Source organism: Singulisphaera acidiphila DSM 18658 (genome assembly GCF_000242455.2).
Taxonomy (GTDB): domain Bacteria; phylum Planctomycetota; class Planctomycetia; order Isosphaerales; family Isosphaeraceae; genus Singulisphaera; species Singulisphaera acidiphila.
Genome location: NC_019892.1, coordinates 5,853,153 through 5,876,928, shown reverse-complemented (window position 1 = coordinate 5,876,928; position 23,776 = coordinate 5,853,153). Strand labels below are relative to the sequence as shown.

The 23,776-nt window shown below is 63.1% G+C and carries 15 protein-coding genes and 1 pseudogene; 9 read left to right on the top strand and 7 right to left on the bottom strand.

All coding sequences use genetic code 11. The annotated features are described in order from the left end of the window. Nucleotide 1 precedes the first annotated feature (1 nt). The 3 genes from SINAC_RS23220 to SINAC_RS23210 all read right to left on the bottom strand — a co-directional run bounded on the left by SINAC_RS23220 (nucleotide 2) and on the right by SINAC_RS23210 (nucleotide 4,294). On the bottom strand, nucleotides 2–2,512 hold the full coding sequence (locus tag SINAC_RS23220) for a hypothetical protein (protein WP_015248019.1): 2,511 nt from the start codon (nucleotides 2,510–2,512) through the stop codon (nucleotides 2–4). A 134-nt stretch (nucleotides 2,513–2,646) separates the two neighbouring features. Then, complete coding sequence (locus tag SINAC_RS23215) at nucleotides 2,647–3,444, bottom strand: class I SAM-dependent methyltransferase (protein WP_015248018.1); 798 nt, start codon at nucleotides 3,442–3,444, stop codon at nucleotides 2,647–2,649. Further along, complete coding sequence (locus SINAC_RS23210; RefSeq protein ID WP_015248017.1) at nucleotides 3,425–4,294, bottom strand: dolichyl-phosphate beta-glucosyltransferase; 870 nt, start codon at nucleotides 4,292–4,294, stop codon at nucleotides 3,425–3,427. Before SINAC_RS23210 ends, SINAC_RS23215 begins: the two co-directional genes overlap by 20 nt. A gap of 609 nt (nucleotides 4,295–4,903) precedes the next feature. Between SINAC_RS23210 and SINAC_RS23205 the strand changes: the two genes are divergently transcribed. Further along, nucleotides 4,904–5,260 carry a hypothetical protein gene (locus SINAC_RS23205; RefSeq protein ID WP_015248016.1) on the top strand — a complete coding sequence of 119 codons (357 nt, stop codon included), beginning with the start codon at nucleotides 4,904–4,906 and terminating at the stop codon, nucleotides 5,258–5,260. A gap of 183 nt (nucleotides 5,261–5,443) precedes the next feature. Here SINAC_RS23205 and SINAC_RS23200 read toward each other — a convergent pair whose 3' ends face one another. Beyond that, on the bottom strand, nucleotides 5,444–8,743 hold the full coding sequence (locus SINAC_RS23200; RefSeq protein ID WP_015248015.1) for a S41 family peptidase: 3,300 nt from the start codon (nucleotides 8,741–8,743) through the stop codon (nucleotides 5,444–5,446). A gap of 450 nt (nucleotides 8,744–9,193) precedes the next feature. Here SINAC_RS23200 and SINAC_RS23195 point away from each other — a divergent pair, with 450 nt between their 5' ends. From SINAC_RS23195 to SINAC_RS23185, 3 genes are all read left to right on the top strand, one after another. Beyond that, nucleotides 9,194–10,312: an SGNH/GDSL hydrolase family protein gene (locus tag SINAC_RS23195; protein WP_015248014.1), complete on the top strand. Its 1,119-nt coding sequence runs from the start codon at nucleotides 9,194–9,196 to the stop codon at nucleotides 10,310–10,312. A 46-nt stretch (nucleotides 10,313–10,358) separates the two neighbouring features. After that, the gene (locus SINAC_RS23190; protein WP_015248013.1) at nucleotides 10,359–11,198 is read left to right on the top strand and encodes a DUF6597 domain-containing transcriptional factor; all 840 of its coding nucleotides are present in this window, start codon (nucleotides 10,359–10,361) and stop codon (nucleotides 11,196–11,198) included. Nucleotides 11,199–11,265: 67 nt separating this feature from the next. Continuing rightward, on the top strand, nucleotides 11,266–11,688 hold the full coding sequence (locus tag SINAC_RS23185) for a VOC family protein (protein WP_015248012.1): 423 nt from the start codon (nucleotides 11,266–11,268) through the stop codon (nucleotides 11,686–11,688). Nucleotides 11,689–11,738: 50 nt separating this feature from the next. On the opposite strand, the pseudogene SINAC_RS23180 reads toward SINAC_RS23185, so the two are convergent. Then, nucleotides 11,739–12,725 (bottom strand): annotated as a pseudogene (locus SINAC_RS23180) (aldo/keto reductase). A gap of 413 nt (nucleotides 12,726–13,138) precedes the next feature. On the opposite strand from SINAC_RS23180, the gene SINAC_RS23175 reads away from it, so the two are divergent. Continuing rightward, nucleotides 13,139–14,272, top strand: coding sequence for an acyltransferase family protein (locus tag SINAC_RS23175; protein WP_044147752.1), 1,134 nt, complete (start codon nucleotides 13,139–13,141; stop codon nucleotides 14,270–14,272). A gap of 126 nt (nucleotides 14,273–14,398) precedes the next feature. Here SINAC_RS23175 and SINAC_RS23170 read toward each other — a convergent pair whose 3' ends face one another. After that, a complete protein-coding gene (locus SINAC_RS23170) occupies nucleotides 14,399–15,286 on the bottom strand; it encodes a CAP domain-containing protein (RefSeq protein ID WP_015248010.1) in 888 nt (295 codons plus the stop codon). Between the two features lie 544 nt (nucleotides 15,287–15,830). Between SINAC_RS23170 and SINAC_RS23165 the strand changes: the two genes are divergently transcribed. Together SINAC_RS23165 and SINAC_RS23155 are read left to right on the top strand one after the other, a co-directional pair. Then, nucleotides 15,831–17,039, top strand: a complete 1,209-nt coding sequence (locus tag SINAC_RS23165) for an anhydro-N-acetylmuramic acid kinase (RefSeq protein WP_015248009.1) — start codon at nucleotides 15,831–15,833, stop codon at nucleotides 17,037–17,039. A 612-nt stretch (nucleotides 17,040–17,651) separates the two neighbouring features. Beyond that, complete coding sequence (locus SINAC_RS23155; protein WP_015248008.1) at nucleotides 17,652–17,945, top strand: hypothetical protein; 294 nt, start codon at nucleotides 17,652–17,654, stop codon at nucleotides 17,943–17,945. A 434-nt stretch (nucleotides 17,946–18,379) separates the two neighbouring features. Here SINAC_RS23155 and SINAC_RS23150 read toward each other — a convergent pair whose 3' ends face one another. Beyond that, nucleotides 18,380–19,423 (bottom strand): IS630 family transposase, encoded by a 1,044-nt coding sequence (locus SINAC_RS23150; RefSeq protein ID WP_015248007.1) that lies wholly within the window; start codon nucleotides 19,421–19,423, stop codon nucleotides 18,380–18,382. Between the two features lie 207 nt (nucleotides 19,424–19,630). Between SINAC_RS23150 and SINAC_RS23145 the strand changes: the two genes are divergently transcribed. Together SINAC_RS23145 and SINAC_RS23140 are read left to right on the top strand one after the other, a co-directional pair. Continuing rightward, entirely contained in the window at nucleotides 19,631–21,544 is a 1,914-nt protein-coding gene (locus tag SINAC_RS23145; RefSeq protein WP_015248006.1) for an ABC transporter ATP-binding protein, read from the top strand. Between the two features lie 177 nt (nucleotides 21,545–21,721). Next, complete coding sequence (locus SINAC_RS23140) at nucleotides 21,722–23,752, top strand: universal stress protein (protein ID WP_015248005.1); 2,031 nt, start codon at nucleotides 21,722–21,724, stop codon at nucleotides 23,750–23,752. Nucleotides 23,753–23,776: the final 24 nt, after the last annotated feature.

Genomic DNA, 23,776 nt, shown 5'->3' with positions numbered 1-23,776 from the left:
ATCACTTGACCACCGAGGGCGCAGCCCCTACCGCCAAGCGTTGCGGCTCAAGGGACAGGTTCAGCGCCTGGTCACTCCGGATCGTTTTGGGGGCGAGCGCAGGGTCGACGTTATGAAAATAGGGAAAGGCGACGACCTTCGACGACGCGTCGACCGCCTCATTCCAGTAGACAGGCAGATCCATCTCGAGACGGCCGCCCGGGGGTAGGTCGTGCGGGAGCATCCGGCGAACCTGATCTTTGAGCACCTCGCCCTGACGATACTCGACCAGCATGAAGGCCGACCCCTGCTCCGAGGCGGCGATCCCCGGCTGCACCCGAGCCGACCCCAGATCCTTGTCCCGCGCTACGTGAGACTGGATGTAGTACGGGCTCTGGTTCTCGAGCACGACATGGAGCGGTCCGGCCCCCGAATCGGATCCGCCCAAGGTCACCGCATTGAGCGAAAAGTCGGGCGGGGCGGCGCCGAAAGCCTGGCCGCTCGTCTGGAGCGCCGTGGACACGACATAGGGCTTCGAGGCGACTCGATGCCCCCGATCATCGAGGAAGACCAGGTCGTAAGCGCCGGCCTCCTTCGGCGTCTCAATCGTGTAGGCCGGGATGTCCGGCCCGAAGACGTGCTGATAGAGGGCGACGCATGGGTCGCTCACGAGCTTCCCGTCGCGCTTGGCCCAGGCCAGGGAGATCCGTCGAGGCCGGAGCACCACCACGGTCCGATCGAGGCCCAACCGGCCGGTGATCCATGCCTGGGACGGCACCACGGCAGGAGGGGCCTCGCGATCCTGGCCGACCAGGACGCGCCGCAGGGAGTCGGCGGGGAACCGCGGCGCCCCGGCGCCCGTCCGAAAGACCTGCCAGTCGCCCAGGTTCGCCTGGCGCTCCAACCAAGGGAGCGTACCGATCCAGGGATGCGTACGGAGATAGTCGCGGTGGAACGCCAACGTCTCGTAGCCGAGCGACGCGATGAACTTCAGCCCTTCTTGATTCATCTCGTTGTAGGATGCGCCCAGCAGTTTCAAATCACCGTTGAGCAATTCCCAATCACAACCGTTGAGCGTCTGGTGCTGATGGCGCATCCGGTAGCTCGCCATCCCAAACCAGTAGTCGTTATCAATCGGTGAGAACGCAGCCAGCCTGACTTGCGGCGGTTGCTTGGCCAACCAGTCGACCCAGGCGGGCGTCTTGTCCGCCGTTCGCTCGCCCCAGACGACGAGGGAGTGGGTGTAGGATGCATCATTCGCGACCAGGGCGAGCCCGCCCGCCACGACCGCAGCGCGGAGCCACCGTGGCCTCAGCAAACCAGCCAGCGAGTGGAAGATCAAAGGCGACGTCACGCACCCGAGTCCCAACACCAGTTCGCCCGCCCGGCCGTAGGCCCGAATCGAGGGGACGAACCGGTAGAGGAAAAAGGAAGGGCCGCCAACCAGACTGAGGCCGACCAGCAACGCGATCTGCCCCATGGCGAGGTCGAGGAACCCCTGCGCCTCGCAAAGCCGCTTGCCCCGTAACCGGGCGATCGCGTAGATGGCGACACCCGCCAGCACCGCAAGCCCCGGGTAGTTCCACCCTTCGCTGTAAAGCGAGGGCGGCTTGACCCCAATCGCCGCGATGTACTGCTGCGCCCACGACGACGTGTGCGGCACGAAGTATTGCCAGAGATCCGAGCTAAACAACCAGGTGTCTTTCAAGGGGCGGCGTGCATAGACGTCGGCCAGGAGATAGCTCTTCGTGACGGTCAAGGCGGGATAGATCAGAGCCGCCGCGAGCGGGACGAATGCCGCCAGAGCCGCTGCCGTCGCCGCGACGTGCCGCCGATCGAACCGCCCGGCAACCAGGCAACCGAGCCACCACACTCCGAACGTCAACGCCACGAAATACCCGAAGTAGAACGACCCCTGGAGGACCAGAGCCACCGCCACCCCCAGCGCAGCCCCGCGCCGCCAGGACGGAGCTTCGAGGAAACGCCAGAACGTCCAGGTCGCCAGCAAGAACCATCCGAATTTGAAAAGATGGAGGTGGCCGCGCATTCGACCCGCTACTTGCCCATTCAATGTGATGAGCACAATCGAGGCGGCCGCCCAGAGGTAAGAGCGGGTCAGCCGGAGAGTCAAACCGCCGGCGATCCAGCCATTGATCGCAATCGCGGAGAGGACGAGAAAGTGGTAGTTGGCAGCAGGGTCGAGCACGAGCGCGGAGATCGTAGCGATCAGCAGCAGGTCGAAACCTTCGAGCAGGTGAGGGTACTTGGCAATCTCTGACTGATAGGGCCAGCCCAGAAGCGGGTCGTCGGGAATCTTCCAGAATCGACCGCCGAGCTCGGCCACCCGAGACATCTGATATTCATAAAAGACCTGATCGCCCTGAAGCTGCCAGGCGGCCGACTCGGGTCCGGCGGGGAGATAATAAACCGCGAGCGCCACGACGATCGGCAACGCCGCCAGCCCCACGAGCAAAGGCCAAGACCGGCCGCCCACTTCGACCGCCTGGGATTCGCAAGGAGCAATCTCTCGCATCCGGCTCGCTCTCCCGTTCCAAAAGATACGGACCAAGTCGCCAGCGATCGGCGGACGGCCAGACTTGGCGGACCGCTTTTGATCGCGCCGAGGGGATCATAAGCAACAAAAAAACAAACATCCCTGTCCGCAGCCTAGACCCGCTGGGAGACAGGAACCACGTGGGGAGCGGGCAAGTGTCGGGTGGACGTCGCATCCGGCTCAGGCTTGCGAACCACGGCGAGCACAGTCAGCCCCCAGGGAAGGCGGACCCAGCGCAGCAGCGCGGTCTCCAACCGCTGGAACCGGATCAAGGCCGCGTTGAGCACGGCCGGAACCGGGATCAATTGGGCCTGGGGAGCGGCTCCATGAGCCGGCGGCTTTCGCCTCAGCAGGCGGGTCAGCGCCATCGGCAGCAGGAACGAGAGCGCATAGGTCAGGACGATCGGTCGAAGGCCCGCCTGCTCGACGCGACGGCGAAGCTCTTCGGCGACGTAGCGCCGCTTGTGCATCAAAGCCACGTCGTGCTCGCTCCAGAGCGCCTGATACGCCGGGACGGCGATCACGGCGTGCCCGCCGGGCTTGAGCGTGCGGTGGAACTCGGCCAGGGCCGCCAGGTCGTCGTCGAGGTGCTCCAGAATATCGGCCGCCACAATCACGTCGACGCTGTCGTCGTCGACCGGAAGCGACTCCGCACTCCCCAGCACCACCTCGGTCAGCCCGCGTCGCTCGCAACGCTCCAGCGCAAGCGGCGAGGCATCAACACCGAACACACGGCCGAACCGGCGGAGCGCCACCGCAATCGCCCCCGTGCCGCAACCGACGTCCAGCAGCCGCGCATCGGCGGAAAGAGGCAGCCGGCCGACCTGGTCGACGATCAACTCCCGACGGCTGACAAACCACCAGTAATGGTCTTCGTTCTCGAACATTCGATCATACTCGGACGCATTCATTTTTCAGGCTCCTGACTGCATGATGGCGTTTCCGAACTCGGACCAGCGTGGAGAACATCCGAGCCGAGTCACGCAGCAGGCGGACCTTCGAGCCCTCACAATGCCTCCATTCCACGGGGACCTCGGCGACTTCGTAACCGAGCCGAAGCGCCAGCAGGAGCACTTCGATATCGAACCCGAAACCGTCCTCACTCATGCGGCTAAACACATCGCGGGCCACCGGGCCGAAGAACAGCTTGAAGCCGCACTGCGTATCGACGATCCCGGGTGTGGCCATCCGCTGGGCCAGCCTGTTGAAGCTCCGCCCCGCCAGTTCGCGATACCAAGGTTGGCGGACCTTGAGCTGTGAGCCCGCCACCATCCGCGAGCCAATCGCGACGTCAGCCCCGGCCACGATCCGCTCGAGGAGGGCTTCCACTTCCTCGATGGGAGTCGCCAGGTCTGCGTCCGAGAAGAGCATGAGCTCATACGAAGCCCGAAGAATCCCGGTCCGAACCGCATACCCCTTCCCCCGGTTCGGTTGATAGGCGATCAACGCGACCGAGGGATGGCCCGCAGCGAACTCCTCGACGACCTGGGCGGTTGCGTCGGTCGAGCCGTCGTCCACGACGATCAGCTCGAAGGCAGAGAACCGCCGCGTCAGATAGTTCCAGATCCGTACCAACGAGGCCTCGAGACGCTGTTCCTCGTTGTAGGCGGGCACCACGACCGAAATCCCCGGCAGCCCACCACCGCTCCATGATGCCGAACGATCGGCGAGGTGAGGCTTCCGCCCTCCCTCCGCACCGTCGCCGTGCGATCGGTGGAACTCCCGGCCCGTTCCACGGTTGGATTCGACTCTCCCGCGCATAACTTCGGCCCTCTATCACGGAATACCGTTCGAGGCAAATAGCTGAGGAGAACCGGCCGCCGACGACGGCCTCGCTTTACCCAACCTTCCCGTTCTTCGTAGCTGAATTGTTTTCGAGTCGCCGGGGTCAAGAAATGCGCAGCCACAGATTTGAAGAGATCAGGTTATGACCTGTATCGGTTCTCACGGCCTCGGACATTTGTGATTTTAGGGATTATTCCAAAAACACCTTCCCGGCATGATGTGAGGAAGGTCCCCGGAATTGCGCCATGGGCCATGAACGAACGGTCGTCCCGTCGGATCGCAATGAACCGGCTCACCGGGAAGACTTCACGCGGAGAACAATTCCGCTTGGAATTTCTCGAGGCTCACCGAAGAAACGACGGCGGTTCTCCTTGAGATCCACACGTCTTCTTAAAAATCGGCCCGAGCTCTCCAAAAAAACGCCCTGATAAGGAGAAAGCTCACTACTTTCGGGCTTCGGCGGGGTTGATCCTTCACCGACCCCGGCGAAGCGGTGGGTCGGCCCCCTGCGCCCTTTCCATTGCGGAAGCGCGGTCGGCCCCAGACCGGGTGACGAGCCATCCTGGCTCAAGAGGAAAAAGCACAATGACTCAGCGACGATCCTTCCTGCGAATGCTGGCCGTGAGCCTCGTGGCCCTGACCGTGGTTGTCGTCCCCGCGATCGCCGAGGAGATCCTCGGCGTGATCACCAAGGTCGACGTAGCCGCCAAGAAGATCACCGTCCTCGAGAAGGGTTCGGACAAAGAGGTCGAGATCACGACCACCGACGCGACCGAGTATGTCACCCCGAAGAAGACGAGCAAGGTCGACCTCGAGAAGCTCGAGAAGAACGTCACGAAGCAGATCGACGCGGGCAAGAAGGGGATTCGCGCCAAGGTGACCCACGAGAAGGGTGTCGCCTCGTCCATCGCCCCCATTGCTGGCAAAAAGGCCGCCAACTAAACCGCCTCAACAGGGGATACCTCCCCAGACGAGTGGGGAGCGCAGCAGGCTTGCCGGATTCATTATCCCTGAAGCGAAAACGATAACGGCGGCCCGCTCCCTCTCAGGAGCGGGCCGCCGTTGCTTTTGTGGGTTGCCGTCGTCAGATTGGCCCCGACGACAGAAAGATTTCGCTCGCCTGAATCACTCGCCGCCCGCCACCCCGTTCGTTCCCTTGAGTGATTTCATGACTTCCTGAACGGCCGTTTCGAGCTGTCGATCATGGCCGGAGAGGTTGTCTTCGGGGGAGTTTTCGACGACCACGTCGGGCTTGACCCCGGTATTTTCCATGTTCGTCCGCGCCTCATCGGCCAGGAAGACGCCGACCCCCGGGGTGCGGATGCTCGATCCGTCGATGAGCTGATAGCTGCCCGTGCCGATGACCGCCCCCATGGTCTGGGTGCCGACCAGCTTGCCCAGCCCCAAGGCCCTGAAGCCGGCGGGGAACATCTCGGCGTTGGAGGCACTCCGCCAATTTTGAAGCACCACCTTCGGCCCGTAGTAGCCCGAGAACGGACGGGGCGTCGGCTCGGTGCCGCGCGGGTGCCAGACTTCATAAGGGCGTTGGACCAGGATCGCCAGCAACTCTTGCTCGATGTTGCCGCCGCCATTCCAGCGTTCGTCGATCACAAGTCCCTCCTTGTGGCGAAACTCGGCCAGCTCCTTCTTGAACCGCGCCAGCGAGGGGGGATCCATCGCCTTGATGTGGAGATAGCCCACCCGGCCGTCCGAGAGCTTGTCGACCAGTTCCCGCCGTCCCTTCACCCAGCGATCGTAGCGGAGCTGACCATACGTCGTGAGTGAGATCGGCTCATACTTGATCGTCCACGCCCCCTCGTCGTTGGGCTTGGTGTTGACCGTCAGCTCAACCTTCGGATTCAAGCGCCGGCCAAGCCGCTCCCAGTAGTTGTCACCCGCCTTGAGGGGCTTGCCATCAAGGGCGATCAGGTAGTGACCTTTTTCGATCTTGATCCAGTCCTTATCGGCCGGCCCCTCTTCATAGACATAGCTGACCACGTAGCGGCCCGCCGCTTGATCCTCATCCAACTCGAGCCCCAAGTGGCGGGTGGCGATGCTCCCTGACGCTGATCCCCCCTCGACCGAGGCCCCGGTGTGCGACGCATTCAGCTCGCCGATCATCTCGTTGATGATGTTCATCAGCTCATGGCGATCACCCACGTACTGGACCAACGGCTTGTACTTAGCCCGCATGGCATCCCAGTCTTTGCTATGCATCTTCGGATCATAGAAGCGGTACTTCATCGTCCGCCAGGCGTCGTCGAACATCTCCTCCCATTCCTTGGACTTGTCGATCCGGACCGTAACGTTGAAGGCCACCTTCTTCCGCGACACGCCGCCGGGCGAAGCCCCCCCGGAGCGTCCCCCACCCGCCGCCGCACCACCACCACCGCCTCCACCGCCCGACATCGGAATGCTGTAGACCGATTCTCCCTCCTGGAAGTAGAGGGTCCGGCCGTCCCGCGTGAGGTTGAGGTTGCCGGGGCCGCCGCCTCGGGACCCGCGCGGACCGCGCGGGGCATCCCCCTCGGGTTCAGCCGTATCGGGCGTGCTCGAGGAAAGGCGATTGAGCTTCTTGCCGTCATCCTGGATCGTGGAGATGGCGCGGGCGCCTCCCCGCCCCCCTTGCCCTTCCGAAGCGACGAAGACGAGCGTCTTACCGTCGTTGGCCGGGATGAAGCTGGAGACCGAACCCAACCGGGTGACCTGCCGGGTCCGCCGCTTCAGGCCGGCCCAGTCGATGTTCGGCTCTTTAGGAGTCGTTTTTCGAGCCGTCGCAGCCTTCCGCATCTCGGCGTTCGCATCAGGGGCGTTGGCCCGGTTCGACTTGGCGGCCGCGGCCTCGGTCACTTCGGGGTCTTTCTCGATCTTCTCGAGCGGCGTGCAGAAAATCTGCATGGAGGGCCGATCGCCGGACTCATCGTCCCCTTCGACGCGAAGGAAGTAGAGCGACTTGGCGTCGGCCGAAAACCGCGGGTTGGTCTCATTCGCGGAGTCGAATGTGACCTTCTTCTCCTCGCCCCCCTTGGCCGGGATCAGGTAGATATCGCTGGAACGCGACACGTCGGGCCGTGAATAGGCGATCCAGTTGCCGTCGGGGGACCAGGTCGGCCGGCTGAATCGGCCGTACTTCGAGGAGGCCAGTTCCTTGAGGTCCTTCCCCTCGGCCGTGATCGTGTAGAGCTTGCCGTCGGCAGTGGTGAAAGCAAATGACTTGGAATCGGGCGACCAGAGGTAGGACGACTTGAGCGCGTCGAGGTCGGTGACTTGCTTGGCCTCGCCGGCCCCGTCGGCCGACAGGACATAGATCTCCTCGCGTCCACTCTTGTCGGAGACGTAGGCCAGCCAATTCCCGTCGGGTGAATAAGTCACGTCCTGATCACGCGACTCTCCTTCGGTGATCTGCCGGAGTTCTCCCCCCTCATCGGTAGGTGCGGTAAAGACCTCCCCGCGCACGGCAAAGACGATTCGCTCGCCATCCGGGGCGAGGTCATAGTCGCTGATCGTCGAGTTGAAGCTCTTGAATTCGGTCAGGCTCTCCTGAGTCTCGGCGGCAATCGTGAACTTGAGCGGCTTGACCTCCTTGGTGATGAGGTCGAGCTTGACGATACCGAAGTCGCGTTCGAAGACGATCGTTTTGCCGTCGCTCGAGAGGGCGGGGAACCGGACGTCGCCCTCGTGGAAATCGGTCACCCGCGTCGCCTCGCCGCCACTCTCAGACACGCGCCAGAGGTTGGTCTGGGCGTTGTCGTCGCGGTCGGAGACGAAGTAGATGTGGCCGTCCTGGCTCCACATCGGCCAGGAGTCGACCCCGTCGTAATCGGTGAGGTCCTTGAACGACTTGAGGGCCAGGTCCATGACCGTGACGTCGCTCTGGTAAGCGCCTCGGTAGTATTTGCGCCAGTACGGCTGCGTCTTTCGATTGATTGCGAGCCGGGTGCCGTCGGGCGAATAGCTGCCGGCCGTGCCCATGTCGGGCCCGGCATTCCTGGCCAGACCGCCATCGACGGAGACGGTGTAGAGCTTGCCCATGAAATCCTCTCCGCGCTGGCTGGCGAACAGGATCGACTTGCTATCCGGGTTCCAGTTGAGCACCACGTCGTCGGCCGAGTGGACCGTGAGCCGCTTCACGTCGCCCCCCGCAACGGGGATGATGTAAACGTCGAGCCCCCCCTCGCGATCGCTCGAGAACGCGATCCACTTACCGTCCGGTGAGAAACGAGGAAAGATATCTCGGGACTTGTTGGCTGTAAGCCGAACAATCTCGGTGCCATCTTCCTTGGCGGTCCAGATGTCGCCGAGGTAGCTGAAAGCGACCTTGCCCTCGTGATAATGAGGGTAGCGTGTGAGCTTCGCCTCACGCCCCAGCGCCGAGCCGGCGATTCCGACGGAGAGTGCAAAGGCAAGAAACCCGAACCTGCTCATGGTGATGGCCTCGAATGAGGAGGAAGATTCGACGTGCCCCAGGCCGACGACTCGAGTGAGCGGCTTCGCCCACACTTACAAAAGACGGCCGACCCTATCCAGTTAGAGCGACAAGGCGATCCCAGCCGGGCCGACGCTCCCTGCGGAATTGAAGTGCGACGGGACGAGGATATGGTAGCCCGCGGCCTTCGGGCGCCACAAGCGGGTCGCCGGGATCGCTCGAACTGTCGGATTTTATCGGTTTTACCGGGAGGTAGCCCGTTTCAGGCATTCCCTGAAACGGCTCTGCTCGTTACCCTTTTTGATGTGAACGCTTGCCTTTTGTCCTGGCCGATCGCTGATTGATCGACCGCGTTCCGTCCGGCTCATCAGATTCGATCACTGCCTGATTGCTCTGAGAACCGGCTACTCCTGCCTGATTCGCCCGTCCACTTCGTGGAGTTCGCCCCAATGCTTCGTCAAGTTTGCCGGCGGTCCCCAGCCTGGTTCATCCCATCCAATGTCCTGCTGGCTCTCCTCTTCCTGATTGACGTCAACGCCCGGGCGGGAACCCCAAGTTCCCCCTTCCCGTTCCGCAACGGCGACCGGGTCGCCTGGATCGGCAGTTCCTCAACCAAGATTGGCGTCTGGCCACAAACCTTGGAATTCCTCCTTCATACCAGGCACCCGGAACTCACTTTTGCGGCCAAGAAGTTCACGACGGGTAGCGGAACGTTCGCGACGGGGCTCCAGCACATTGACGAGTGGCTCGCGGAGTTCAAGCCGACCCTCGTGTTCTTCAACTATGGGGGCAACGATGCCAGCGGCGGCGACGAAGGACTCCCCAAGTTCCTCGCGAACATGGAGCAGTGCGTCGCAAAGGCCGAGCAGAGCGGAGCACGGGTGGTTCTCCTCACCCCACAAGCCGCCGATGTCCGCAAATCGGGCAAAGTTCCGGCGGAGAAACGCCAGAAATATGCCGAGACCATGATCACGCACGGCCGGGAGAAAGGCTGGATGGTGGTCGACACCCATCATCCCCTGGGTGCCTTACAAGCAGGAGCGCAGGCGGACGACCCCTCGTACAGCATGCTCAGGGATAAGATCCACTTGACCGACTCCGCCTACGTCGGCTGGGGCTACATTCTCTACGACCTCCTCGATCCCCACGCCGTCGCGAGCGAGGCGACGCTCAGCGCCGATGGCCAAGTCACGGAAACCGTCAATTGCCGGCTGCTCGACGTCAGTTCCAGCGACGGCGAACTCGCCTTCACCCGGGCCGACAAGGTCCTGCCCATCCTCCCGCCCATCCTGCTCCCCCCGCGCAAGTATGTGCCACTCGAGGCACGCTCCCGATACATGCTCAAGGTCACGGGTCTCGCTCCCGGCAAATACGAGGTCACTTGCGAAAAGCAAGCGATCGGAACAGTGGACGCCGACGCTCTCGGTCGCGGGGTCAACCTCAACTCATTGCTGCTGGATGCCAATCGGAAAGCTCCCTGGCAGGCGCTCGCGGAGCAAATCTGGAAAGGGACCGGACTCGAGCAGGTCGGGACGACCCAATGGCGGTTCGAGATCCGTAAGAAGTGAGTGAAGTCGGAGCAACCAACGGCACTTCCAGCAAACGCGTGCAAGCATGAGCCCTTACCCCGAATCCGCGTATCAGGAATTCGCGCCGGCGGCACCGCTCGCCCGGTTTCTGATCTGCACCTGGACTCAGCAAATCGGCGAGGGGGAGCGGGACTATCCTCAGCGCGTCTTGCCCGACGGTTGCACCGACGTTGTCTGGACCGAGGAGACCCCTCCGCTCGTCGTCGGCCCGGCGACCCGGACATTCGTGGCCTCGGTCCCCCCGCGTTCAACCCTCATCGGCGTTCGGTTTCGGCCAGGGCTGGCCCCGGTGCTGCTCGGAGCCCCCGCAAGGCTCATGCGCGATCGCCAGGTCCCCCTGGTCGACCTCTGGGGTGCACTGGCCAACCGCCTCTTCGAACAGGTCGCCGAGCGGCGGACGACCCGCGACCGAGTCAGGCAGTTCGAAACCGCCCTGCTCGACCGACTCGACCACGCGGGGCCGGCCGACACCCACCCCGACGACGTCGTCATCGCGGCGGTGGCCTGGATGGCCGGGCACCCCAACGGTCGAATCTCAGCGCTGAGCCGAGCGATGGGAATCAGCAGCCGCCAGCTTCATCGCCGCTTCCACGACGCGGTCGGATATAGCCCCAAGACCCTTCAGCGCATCCTTCGCTTCCAACGACTACTCGATCTCGCCCGGAACAAACCGGCTCCACGACTCGACCTGGCGGCCCTAGCCCTGGAAGCGGGATACGCCGACCAGGCCCACATGAGCCGCGACGTGCGCGAACTCTCCGCATGCACGCCGACCTCAGTCCTCGCCAACCCGGCCAGTACCCTCGCCATGGCCGATTTCTTCAAGACGGCCCACGCGGAACCCCCTATCATCCCCTTCGATTGACCGGTCGTGAACGATCGGAAACGTGGTGGATGGACCGGCTCGAACCAGAAGCAGAGGGGGAAGTTCGATGGAACAGAGAGTGAGCCTGATCACACTTGGCGTTGCGGACCTGGCCCGAGCACGTCGGTTCTACGAGGAGGGACTCGGCTGGCAGCCCGGCTTCGCGGCCGACGAAGTGGTGTTCTTCCCGATGCCGGGAATGGTCTTCGCCCTCTTCCCCAGAAACGATCTCGCCGCGGACGCACGGATTCCCACGGAAAAAGTCGGTGTCGGATCGCCGGCGCTGGCGCAGAACCTCCGGAGCCGCGAGGAAGTGGACGCCCTGCTTCGCGAGGCTGCCGCCGCCGGGGCGACGATCCTCAAGGAGGCGACCGACACCGCCTGGGGAGGCTACTCCGGCTACTTCGCCGACCCCGATGGACACCTCTGGGAAATCGCCTGGAACCCAGGCTGGGTTCTCAACGCCGACGGCGGAGTCAGCCTCAAGTAACCCCTTTGCTTCCTTGTTTGCAGTGGATTCCCAGCCTCGGCAGCCTGATTTTAGGAGAACCCCAGAACCGGATGGGGCACGTAGGGTTCTTCAAGGAGGATCATCTCTTCGGATGTCAGCTTGACCGAGAGGGCACCGATCGCGTCCTCAAGGTGGTGAAGCTTCGTGGCCCCGATGATCGGCGACGTGACCCTGGGCTTGTTGAGCAACCAGGCCAGAGCCAGCTGCGCCCGAGAGATCCCTCGCGCTTCGGCGACTTCGCCAAGGCGATCGACAACCGCGCGATCGGCCTCCTCGGTCTTCGCATAGAGCGTTTTTCCGAACTCGTCCGTCTCTGCTCGTTCGGTACTCCCCTTTTGGTCCCAGGGGCGTGCCAGTCTCCCGCGAGCCAGCGGACTCCAGGGCAGAAGCCCAATCCCCTGGTCGAGGCAGAGCGGGATCATCTCCCGCTCCTACTCGCGGTAGAGCAGGTTGTAGTGATCCTGCATCGAGACAAAGCGGGTCCAGCCGTGGAGGTCGGCCAGGTAGAGCGCCTTGCTGAATTGCCAGGCGTGCATCGACGAGGCGCCGATGTACCGCGCCTTACCGGCCTTGACCACGTCGTGGAGCGCCTCGAGGGTCTCCTCGATCGGCGTCTCTTCGTCCCATCGGTGGATCTGGTAGAGGTCGACATAGTCCGTCCCGAGCCGTTGCAGGCTCGCGTCGATCTCCGCGAAGATCGCCTTCCTGGACAGCCCCCGGCCATTCGGTCCTTTCCGCGCCCGGTAAAAGACCTTGGTCGCGATCACAACCTCCTCTCGCCTGGCGAGATCGCCAAGGACGCGGCCGGTGATCTCCTCGCTCGTCCCGTCGGAATACGAATTGGAGGTGTCGAAGAAGTTGATCCCCAGGTCAAGGGCCCGCTCGATCAAGGGCCGGCTCTTCGACTCATCGAGCGTCCAGGGGTGTGCGCCACGCTCGGGCACACCGTAGCTCATGCACCCAAGGCATAACCGGGAAACCTTGAGTCCTGTTTTGCCGAGATTCACGTATTCCATAAAAAAATTCAATCCCCTGAATCGATCACTAAACCGGTCGCAACTCGAGGCGTGCCAGCGCGAAATTCGCCCGGCGACCAAGTCGAAGATCGGTCGAGCGCGCGGGGATGATCGCCGGGCCTTTGTTCTGCCTCGGTTCGCCTTTCCCTTTTTGATTTTAACGGCGCAATACCAATGAGAAACCCGGTCCTCACGCCGGGCACCCTTGGCCCTGAGCTTGGCTCGCTCGATCCGCTCGCGCCCCTGCCTCCTCGTGTATGTGCCGCAGGTCATTTCGTCCACGTCAAGCCGCCCCACAGGAATTGCCGGGGCCCCAGGGCCTGGGGTACCATCAAGGGCGATTGGGGAATCCGTGAATGGCCAGGTCGCGGATGGCTTCCCCGATCGTTCTTTTGACCGCCGAGACCCCACTTATGGATTCTGACTCGATCGCAGCGCCCAAGCCTTCCGAACGGCTCCTTTCAATCGATGCGCTGCGCGGCTTCGACATGCTCTGGATCATCGGCGGCGAACGCCTTGCCAAAGCGCTCGCCAGATGGTCGGATTCGTCGGCCGGAAAGGTCGTGCAAGAGCAGCTTGAGCATGCCGAATGGCACGGCTTCCGGCTGAATGACCTCATCTTCCCGCTCTTTCTGTTTCTGGTCGGCACGGTCTTGCCGTTTTCACTCGGCAAGCTCCAGGGGCAAGGCCGAGGCGCTGAATACCGGCGAATCGCCCGCCGAACCCTGCTCTTGTTCGCACTCGGGCTCCTCTGCAACGGCGTGCTCAAGTTCGATTGGGCCAATCTCCGGGTCGCGGGCGTCCTCCAGCGGATCGCGCTCTGCTACGGAATTGCCGCCTTGATTTCGCTCTGGTTTTCGAGACGGGGCGTGGCGATCCTGCTGGTGCTGATCCTGGTCGGTTACTGGGCGCTGATGGCGAACGTCGGTGCGCCGGGGCATACGGCGGGCGATTACTCGATTTCCGGGAACCTCGCCGGCTGGATCGACCGCCAGTTCTTGCCTGGCAAGATCATGAAGTCGTACTACGGTTACGGCGACAACGAAGGGTTGCTCACAACCATCCCGGCCGTGGGAACAGCGCTGCTTGGCGTGCTCGCAGGCCACTGGCTTCGCTCACAACGCGGCCCTTGGCAGAAGGTGGCGGGCCTGGTTGCGGCGGGCGTATTGAGCCTCATCGTCGGGGTCGCGTGGGGCGAGCGGTTCCCGATCAACAAGATCCTCTGGACCAGTCCATTCGTACTCGTCGCCGGCGGGCTGAGCCTGCTCCTGCTCGCACTCTTCTATGCCGTGATCGACGTCCTTCGGTTCCGCCGCTGGGCCTTCTTCTTCGTCGTCATCGGGGCCAATGCGATCACGATCTTTGTCGCCCCTCGCTTCATCGACTTCGAGCATCTCACCACGTTCTTCCTGGGCGGCACCTATCGGCTGACCGAACTCTACGTGTCCACGAATGCCAGGCTCGTCCTCGCGGCCGCGGGGGTCCTCACGGCGAAGTGGCTCTTCTTGTTCTATCTCTACCGCAACCGCATCTTCCTGCGGGTCTGACGAGAACGCCCGTTCTCTCGTGATCGATCTGGCGATTCCTGAACATCCGGGAAACGAAGCGGCCGAAGCCCGTAAAAAAGGCTTCGGCCGCGTCCTCATTCATTCCCATTCAGAGCCCGCCCATCATCAGGCGGGAGCGCCGAAGACCTGGACGTAGTAGGGGGAGCCCTTGCTGTCCTGAAGGACCGCGACGCCAATCTCGGTGACTTTGGTATCGAGGATATTGGCGCGGTGTCCCGTCGAGCTCATCCAGCCGTTGACGACCGCACTGGCACTGAGAAAGTTGTAGGCGATGTTCTCCGACAGCCAGGAGAAATTGTAGCCGACGTACTTCTGACGGCTCTGGAGATCAGGCTGGGCCGCTTGCGGAATCGTGTGCGCCATGACATTGAACTGGACCATGTTGCCCGCCTCGATCTCGGCCATGGTGACCAGCTTCGCATTGACCGTGAGCGGTGCCAGCCCGTTCTGAGCGCGCACCTGATTCGTCAGATCGACGATCTCCTGCTCGGTCGCCCCCAGAATCACCCCCGCCGGACTGGGCGTGCCTGGCGACGTGGGAGGAGGCACAACCACCGGAGGAGTGACAACCGGAGGAGTGACGACCGGAGGTGGCGGACTCGGCACAAACCAGGGGGGCTTAACGGGGGTGGGACTCGGGGGAGGAACGACAGTCACCGGCGCGTCCGCAACCGTGACCGTCGTCGGGGGAGACCACCGCCCCATGCGGCGGATCACCAGGCGGTCCCCCTGATCCGACTTCTCGACCTCGATCGAATCGATCTGAGCAGCCTGGAAACGGCCCGCGCCTTGAACCGTGACTGTGCCGCGAACTTCGCCGCGAACCGTCCGCGCCATCAGGTCAATGCGGATCACCGATTTCGCGTTCGACCCCGACACATTCAAAACACCGTCCGCCAGAGTCGCCGTCACGCCCGTGAACACAGCCGGCAAGTCACGGCGGTCAAGATTTTCCAAATTCGGCTGAAACCGAGCCTTCTTTGATCGCATCATCAAGTTAGTCTCAACGTCGAATCGCCAGAAGTGCGGCGGAGGTGGGCCAGCAACCAAGAACGTCGGAACCTGTCCGCGTCCCCTTTAAAACGCTAGCTCACGTTATCCCACCGCCGCATCATATAATCGTTCGATGCTTTACGAGAGCCACTTTGATCGGCAGATCTCAAGCATTCCCAAGGACTTACAAAGTAACCAGAGCAATCCCGGAATGTTGATTTAAATCAACATACGGTCGTAAACCGGCCAAATCAGGGGTTATTAAGGCGATCACTGATCGCCATTTTCCCGAATGGGAGAGGAACGGCCACGGGTGAGGAATCGCATCGTCCGGCCTTTTCGTCAACCCAGGTTTCTGTTGCCTTGGTCGCGACAGTCGATCATCCTTAAAAAATAAGAACAGGCCACCGCGCTCAGCCGACCGGGATCGACGGCCCTTGATGACTCACTGGCACCTGGCAAGAGGCGAGCCCCAAAAGCGGGGTATCGCTGGACGTCCTTCGATTAATCGAACGCAATCTCCGCTTGGCGTGAAAGGCCATCCATGAGCCCGATCCTTCAGCGACTGCTCGAACTCAGCGCGAAGCCCGCGCGGATTGTGCTGGGGTTGATCTCCGGCACGAGCGCCGACGCGATCTCGGTCGCCATCTGCCGGATCAAGGGGGGAGGCATCCCCACGCCCGGGAACCCCGGAGCCGAGGTCGAACTGATTCAGTATTACGAACACCCTTATGCTGCATCGGTGAGGCGCCAGGTCTTCGGCGCGGCCGACCTCAACGTGCGGACCATCGCCGAGCTTCATGTTCAAGTGGGCGAACTCTTCGCGGATGCGTGCTTGAGTGCGATCCAGGCCGCGAAACTGACGCCCGAGGAAATCGACCTGATCGGCTCGCACGGCCAGACGCTCTACCATCACAGCTCGATGCCGGGGGTCCCTCGAGCGACCTTGCAGGTGGGCGACGGCGATCAGATCGCGGAACGGACCGGGATCTGCGTCATCTCGGATTTCCGAAGCCGAGACATCGCGGCCGGAGGCGAAGGGGCACCATTGACCCCCTTCTCCGACTTGATCCTCTATGCAGGCCCGGCAGGCGCCAGCGCGAACCGGCGGCGCGTGATTCTCAATCTCGGCGGGATCGCCAACGTCACGATTCTCGACCCGGACCCGGACCGGGTCTTCGGCTTTGATACCGGGCCAGCCAATTCGCTCCTCGACCGCCTCGCCGTTCAACTTTCCGGCGGGGAGCTGACCTGCGACCTGGACGGCCGGCTCGCCCGAAGCGGGACGGTCAACGCAGCCTTGCTCGACGACCTCCTCACGACCGACCCCTTTCTCCAACGCCGGCCGCCCAAGTCGACCGGGTTTGAAATGTATGGAGATGCGTTCCTCGAACGCGCCGTGGCCGCTCACGGACGGCGGGATCACGACCTGATGGCCACGCTCACGGAGTTCACCGCCCGCTCCATCACCAAAGCCCTCGACCGGTTCGTGGTCGATCCCCCGGTCGGCGAAATCATCGTGGCTGGCGGCGGTGCGCGAAATCCGGCCCTCATGGAGCGGATCCGGGCCAACATGAATCCCGTCCCGGTGCGCGACTCCGAGGAGGTCGGGGTCTCCTCCTCCGCGCGGGAGGCGATGGCCTTCGCCCTGTTCGCGAACGAGGCGCTGCTCGGCCATCCCACCTCGCTGCCCAGCGTGACCGGGGCGCGAACCCCCGTGATCCTCGGGAAGTGGTCGTTCCCTTCCGCCTGATCCTTGATCCGCCCTGTCCTGTTGATGCAATCCAAAGAGGTCGACGAGCGACCAACCGAAGCCGGATCCACGCCTTATCGCCGCAATTCCAGGGCCCCGGCTTCGCGATCGCTCCGGCCTCTCGGCGGCGGACCAGAGACTCGACATCGACCGCCTCGAGCCGCAAATCCCCCTGGAATGCGGCCGACCTTTTGCCCTGTGCCGGAGGCGACGGCTCGCTCCCTTTGCGACGGGCGTTTCCCCAGTGCACGGACAAGACGCCCACGGTTCCAGAGAATGCAGGAGAGGTCGCATTCTGAATCCTTTGGATATCCCTCTTGCTTCATTTCGGGACTCACCATAAATTTTATGTGTTCCCTTCATCAGTCGTCCATCAGAGCTGAATTCGGGCGAGGTGTTGTCCGGCCGAGATCGTCCTCTCACGAGCAACCCGTCGCATGGCAAAACGCAGCCATGCATGATCGCGGCGTATGACTTGCCAGCCGAGATTCATTTCTTGATGAGATGCCACTCCATCTGGTCTGGGAACCCCCGCGTGGTTGTGACGAGGGTCGCGTTCGTGTCGAGTTGAGCCGAAGACCTCCACATCTGTTTGCACGAAAGGAATTCCCGATGAGCACCGCCAAGAACGTGAAGGGCACACCAAAAGCCACGAAGAAGACCACCAAGCCGGCCGCCCCGAAAGCAGCGAAGGTCGAGACCGCAGCCGCAGCCCCCACCCCGGCTCCGGAGCCAGTTCCCGCGCCGGCCGTGAAGAAGACCACGGCAGCCGCAAAGAAGGTGACCAAGAAGGCCGCCAGCGCTGAGGCGACCACACCGGCAGTTACCGCCACACCGGCCGCCCCGACCAAGAAGAAGGCCGCCCCGAAAAAGGCCGCCACAAGGAAGGCGAGCCCCAACCCCTGAACGTAGCGCCTCGCAAGCGGCATGGGGCGTGAGTGCCGTTTTTTCGTTTCGATCTCAACGGAAGTGGAGGAATCAGGCGACCGATTCCCTCAAATCATAAGTCGTGAACCAGGTCACTCGGGAATCGATTGAGGCCGCGAGCCGGATGACCTTGGGTGCCACGGGATTCCCTGCTCGGAATCCTGTGGCACTTGACGCTTTCATTCCAAAGCCACCTCGAGTCTCAAAGGAATTCGCTGCCCCGAGCGGCCTGAGTTCGCCCTGTTTGTTGGGGCTGAACCAAAGGCGATCCCGATTGCTCGGCTGCTCGGGTTTCCCCCCGCAAAGAACCTTGTTCCAACGCTCCGGACAAGGCCGAGGTCAGAACGCGCGAGGATTCCAGGTCATCGTGTTTCCAAAGGCCCTAAATAGAAACTTTCAAATGGGAAAGTAGATCAGGCGGCCCTGGCTTTTGGGTAAGCCGAACCCTCGATCTGGAAAGGGTTTGCCTGTCCCAGCCAGGTGAAGACTCGATCCAATAATTCCTCCAGATCCTTGCACCGATGATTCCGGGTGATGTTCTCGTGCAAATGCCACCATACCCGCTCGATCGGGTTCAGGTCCGGGGAGTATGCGGGGAGCAGATGGACTTCGATTCGACCCTCGTGCTTCCAGAGGTACTGGATCACCTCCAGGCTGGTGTGGCTCCCCGCGTTGTCGCAGATCACGTGGATCTTGCGGTAGCGTCGCAGCCTGCGGCGCAGGTCGTCGAGGTGCTTGATGAACAACGCTCCGTCGCGCCCTTGCTTGGGGGCCGCCTCGGTGACGAACACCTGGCCGGTCCGCCAGTGGATTGAGCCGGAGATGTGCCGCTTCTTGTTCGTCCCGGGGGTCTCGACCTTCGCTTGTCGGCCTTTGAACATCCACATCCGGCCGATCTTTGGGTTGGTGTGAACCTCGACTTCGTCCTGCCAGACGGCCGTCTCGTCCTCGGGCAGCTCTTCCAGGAGCTTCCGCAGTTCAGCCAGCTTGACCTGCCTCTCGTCTTCGTCCGGCTTCAGGGTCGGCCGGGGTCGCCGGCACACCAGGTGGCCGCGATGGAGCCAGCGACGGACGGTCTCCCGGCTGACGCGAACGCCTTCTCTTTCTCGCAAGAGCAGGGCCAACAACACACACGACCAGCGACTGCGGAGGAAACCGAAGTCGCTGGGGGTCGTGGTGGTCACCCAGTTCACGAGGATGGCGACCCAGCCGAAGCCCAGCCGAAAGGGCCGGCCCCGTTTCCTCCCAGTCAACCCTTCGAGGCCCTCGGCCTGGAACCGCTTCAGCCAGCGGTCGACAGTGCGTGAGCTGCAGAAGAGCATGGACTCGATGTTGTCCCAGGGATGGCCGTCAGCCAACAGGAGGATAATGTGGGCGCGAAAGCGGAGTTCGGGATCAGAATCCTTGCGGTAGATCGCCAAGAGTTCGTCGCGTTGAGTCGTCGAAAGGGAGAGCATGGGCGTCGTTAATGTTCGTCCGTGTTGAGTCGTCGGTGCAGTCCTCTGCATGAATTATAGGGGCAGGGCTACTTTCCCTTTGGCAGGGAACTATTTAGTTCCCACCGGCCCTTGAATCCCTAGAATAATGGCATCAGTGGGGTTGAACGCCCTGCCTCCTTTGGCTTTGACCGACTTCTTGCTTCTCGAGGGAAGGGATTCTTACTCTTGGCCTTGCATCATCGGCTCACGAGTCGGCTCCGATTCCTCCGGTATCGTGACGAGTGGAGCAACCGCACCCAGGACAAGGCTCGTCCAGGCACGGGGGAAGCCACACCGAGGCACCGCTCGCTGCCTCGCCTCTATCGCGAGCTCTACACGCTTCTTGAGGGGCAGCGTTCCGCCGTTGCGCTGGCCCTGGCGACACTCTCGATCGCCACGCTGCTGCGACTCGTCCCCCCCGCCGCCACCAAGCTCGTGATCGACTACGTTTTGCTCGCCAAGCCACTGCCGGGTTCCTTGCCGGCCTGGCTACCGATCCCGGCCGCTCCCAAAGGGCGGCTGCTTGCGCTCGTCACGGGGGTCTTCCTCGTCTCGGTGGTGTCGACCGCTTGCGGTCTCTGGGGGCGGTGGCGGGCGACCTTGGCATCGAAGCGGATCCAGGTCAAGGTCCGTCGACAGGTGTTCGAGCATGCGGTCCGGCTCCCCTTGCATCGGGTCTATCAGCTCAAGTCGGGAGGGGCGGCCAGCCTGCTCCGCGAGGACGCCGGAGGCGTGGGCGAGTTGATCTTCAGCATGATCTACAACCCCTGGCGGGCTCTGGTTCAACTGCTGGGCGGGCTCATCGTCCTCTGCTGGGTGGACTGGCGGCTCTTGCTCGGTGCGGGCGCCCTGGGGCCGGCCTTGTACTGGACCGACCGGCTCTGGAACCGTCGGCTTCGGCCCCTCTTCCGCGACGTTCGTAAGCAGCGGCAAGAGATCGACGCAATGGCCGCCGAAGCGTTCGGCGGCATGCGGGTCGTCCGTGCGTTCGGCCGTCAGCGCCGCGAGAGCGCCCGCTTCGTCGGCGAGAATCACTTCATGAGTCGGCAGGAGCTTTTCGCCTGGCGCTGGTCGCGGGGGGTCGAGATCCTCTGGGACCTGCTCTTGCCCGCCTCTTCCGGCCTCCTGCTCCTCTATGGCGGCATCCGGGTCCTCGACGGCCGGCTCTCGCTGGGGGACCTCATGATGTTCCTCGTCTACCTGGCGATGCTCCTGGAACCGTTGGCCGTGCTGGCGACCAGCGTCACCCAGCTTCAGAACAACTTATCCGGACTTGATCGCGTGCTCGACTTGATGGAAGAGCCCCGCGAGATGGTCTCGAACGCGGGGACCTGGTCGATCGCGAAGAGTTCCGTCGCCGGCCGGATCCAATTCGACGAGGTAAGCTTCGCCTATCCGAACACCGAAACCAGCGTGCTTCGCGACATCAACCTCGAGGTCGAGGCGGGGGAGGTCATCGCCCTGGTCGGCCGCAGCGGCGCGGGCAAGACGACGCTCTGCAACCTGATCGCGCGGTTCTACGACCCGACCGCAGGGGTCGTCCGGCTCGACGGCACGAACCTCCGCGACCTCAAGGTGGAGAGCTACCGCCGCTTGCTCGGCATCGTCGAGCAGGATGTCTTCCTCTTCGACGGCACGATCGGTGAAAACATCGCCTACGCCGATCGTCGCGCCACCCTGGCCCAGGTCGAACACGCCGCTCGGGTGGCCAATGCCGCCGAATTCATCACCCGGCTCCCCGACGGCTACGACACCTTGATCGGCGAGCGCGGGGTCCGGCTGAGCGGCGGGCAACGCCAGCGCCTGGCGATCGCCCGCGCGGTGCTCGCCGACCCCCGGATCTTCATCCTCGACGAGGCGACGAGCAATCTCGACAGCGAGAGCGAGCATCTGATCCAGCAGAGCCTCACCACCTTGATGCGCGGGCGAACCTCGTTCGTGATTGCGCATCGGCTCAGCACGATCCGCCACGCCGACCGGATCCTCGTCATGGAAGGGGGGGCGATCGCCCAGGTCGGCAGCCATGCCGAGCTCATGGCCGACAGCGGCCTTTATCGTGATATGGTCCTGCTTCAACGGCTCGAAACGACATCCTCTTGACGTAGTCGACAGGATCGGTGACAAAAGCACGGCGACTCGCGGTTCGCGACACGGACGAACCGAGGGATTCATCGACGAACGCGGTTCGCGATTCTCCCCTTTAACCAACCGATCCCCCGCAGGTTCGTCAAGAGGGGGCTCGAGACGGTCGTCCCTGAATCGTGAGACATCGATTATATGTTGTCGACCGGGGAACGTCCGCGCGAGTTGCATTGGTATCATGCCGGGCCAATGCTCTTTGGCGACTGGGGCACGAGCCGGCTCTACGTCCTCGGCCTGGCATTCGCCTTCAATGGCCGCGCCTCGTTCTGGTACATCGCCGCGATGTGCCTGTTGATGATCGGCGTCGGTTGGTGCTACACCGCGGTCTGCCGGCTCTTCCCCGACGGCGGCGGCGTTTACTCGGCGGCCCGCCAGCGATCCGAGCTCCTGGCCGTCGTCGGTGCCCTGCTCTTGTGTGCCGACTACGTCGTCACCGCCTCGCTCTCCTGCCTCGATGCGTTCCACTACCTCGGGATCAAAGACCTCCAAATCCTGGGAACCCCGGTCGACGCGATCGCCACGGCCGTGACGATCCTCTTGATTGGCTTCTTCAACGCGTTCGGGCCGACGAAGACAGGGTTCGCCGCCATGCTGGTGGCCCTGGCCACGATCGCGCTGACCTTGGTCATCGGCATCTTCTGCCTGCCCCACTTGATGAACCCGGGTGAACTCAAAATCCTCTCCCCGTTCGCAGCGGGCAACCCCTGGCAGTCGTGGGTCGGCTTCACCGAGATCGTGCTCGCGCTCTCGGGGGTGGAGGCGGTCGCCAACATGACCGGGATCATGGTCCCGCCCGTGGAGCGGACCGCGAAGCGGACGATTCTCCCTGTCCTGGTTGAAATCGTCATCCTCAACCTGATCCTGGCGGCGGCGATGAACGCCCTGCCCGATCAGATTCTCTACCAGCGATCTCCTGATGGGACACTCGCCCACACCGGCGACATGCTCAAGGTCATCGCCCATCAGTACGTCGATCCGGTCATTCCGTTCTTCTCGGCCGTCAGCGCCTTTGTCTTCGCGGCACTCCTGTTGTCGGCCGTCAACACGGCCGTCGGCGCCTTGGTCTCGGTCCAGTTCATGCTGGCGCGGGACAAGGAGCTGCCCAAGCCGTTCACCGGTTTGAATCGCTACGGGATGCCATTCATCCCCTTGGTGGTGGCGGCGATCATTCCGGCGGCGGTCGTCCTCATCTTCCCGAGCGTCGCGGCGCTGGCCGACCTCTACGCCATCGGCGTCGTCGGGGCGATCGCAATCAACCTCGGGTCGATCTCGACCAACCGCAACCTGAAACTGAAGACGCATGAACGAGCGATTATGATCGTCTTGACGGTGGTCCTGATCGCCATCGAGCTGACCATCGCCGTCGTCAAGCCGCATGCCCGCAGCTTCGCCCTGCTCGTCCTGGTCGTCGGTCTCGCCGGCCGGCTGGCGACGATCGCGTCGAGCCGCACCTTACCGCTCTCGCGGAACTCCCGGTTCGGCTACCTGGCCGTGTCGGTCGCGGCGATCCTGCTTGAATTGTTCAACGCCCTGGTGGTTGGCGACACCTGGCCCAGCTTTGCCCTCTCGGTCGGCATGGCCGTGACGATCGGCTACCTCACCGATCAGGTGCGCCGGTATCGCGTGGTCGCGGGTGAACCGGGAGCCGAACTCGCCCTCGAAGGGAAACCGGCCGGCGAAGAGGCCGAATTGGCTCTCGCGCCCACGGCGGCGCCCGTCAAGCCGCGGATGCTCCTGGAAGGGGCGTTCAAGCCGAAGATGCACATCATGGTCCCCACTCAGGGCAACACGCGTCTGATCGAGTTCGCGATCGAGGAGTGCAAGAGCCGCCAGGCCGAGCTGCAAATCCTCTTCATTCGCCACCTGGCGGTGACCCCGATGGGACCGACGACCATCCCGACCCTGGCCGAAGACGAGCAGGCCCTTCAACTGTTCGAGCGGCTCCGCACCCAGGCCCATGACTCGGGCGTCCCCTTGCGCCTGCTCTACGGCGTGGCTCGGGACATCCCCGACGCCATCCTCGACATGGCCGTCACCCACGGCGCCAACATGCTGCTCCTCGGCCTAACCCGGCGTGGGGCCCTCTGGAAGGCGATGAAGGGGGACGTGATCCAAGGGGTTGCCGAGCATCTCCCCGAAGATATCGGCCTCCTCATCTATTCCTGATTCTCCAAAAGACACAGGCAAGCG

What these genes read in the sequence shown, in the direction of transcription:
- SINAC_RS23220 (WP_015248019.1), bottom strand. Translation starts at nt 2,512, where the DNA reads ATGCGAGAGATTGCTCCTTGCGAATCCCAGGCGGTCGAAGTGGGCGGC.
- SINAC_RS23185 (WP_015248012.1), top strand. Translation starts at nt 11,266, where the DNA reads ATGGAACAGAGAGTGAGCCTGATCACACTTGGCGTTGCGGACCTGGCC.
- SINAC_RS23195 (WP_015248014.1), top strand. Translation starts at nt 9,194, where the DNA reads ATGCTTCGTCAAGTTTGCCGGCGGTCCCCAGCCTGGTTCATCCCATCC.
- SINAC_RS23165 (WP_015248009.1), top strand. Translation starts at nt 15,831, where the DNA reads ATGAGCCCGATCCTTCAGCGACTGCTCGAACTCAGCGCGAAGCCCGCG.
- SINAC_RS23190 (WP_015248013.1), top strand. Translation starts at nt 10,359, where the DNA reads ATGAGCCCTTACCCCGAATCCGCGTATCAGGAATTCGCGCCGGCGGCA.
- SINAC_RS23175 (WP_044147752.1), top strand. Translation starts at nt 13,139, where the DNA reads ATGGATTCTGACTCGATCGCAGCGCCCAAGCCTTCCGAACGGCTCCTT.
- SINAC_RS23170 (WP_015248010.1), bottom strand. Translation starts at nt 15,286, where the DNA reads ATGATGCGATCAAAGAAGGCTCGGTTTCAGCCGAATTTGGAAAATCTT.
- SINAC_RS23140 (WP_015248005.1), top strand. Translation starts at nt 21,722, where the DNA reads ATGTTGTCGACCGGGGAACGTCCGCGCGAGTTGCATTGGTATCATGCC.
- SINAC_RS23210 (WP_015248017.1), bottom strand. Translation starts at nt 4,294, where the DNA reads ATGCGCGGGAGAGTCGAATCCAACCGTGGAACGGGCCGGGAGTTCCAC.
- SINAC_RS23150 (WP_015248007.1), bottom strand. Translation starts at nt 19,423, where the DNA reads ATGCTCTCCCTTTCGACGACTCAACGCGACGAACTCTTGGCGATCTAC.
- SINAC_RS23215 (WP_015248018.1), bottom strand. Translation starts at nt 3,444, where the DNA reads ATGAATGCGTCCGAGTATGATCGAATGTTCGAGAACGAAGACCATTAC.
- SINAC_RS23205 (WP_015248016.1), top strand. Translation starts at nt 4,904, where the DNA reads ATGACTCAGCGACGATCCTTCCTGCGAATGCTGGCCGTGAGCCTCGTG.
- SINAC_RS23155 (WP_015248008.1), top strand. Translation starts at nt 17,652, where the DNA reads ATGAGCACCGCCAAGAACGTGAAGGGCACACCAAAAGCCACGAAGAAG.
- SINAC_RS23200 (WP_015248015.1), bottom strand. Translation starts at nt 8,743, where the DNA reads ATGAGCAGGTTCGGGTTTCTTGCCTTTGCACTCTCCGTCGGAATCGCC.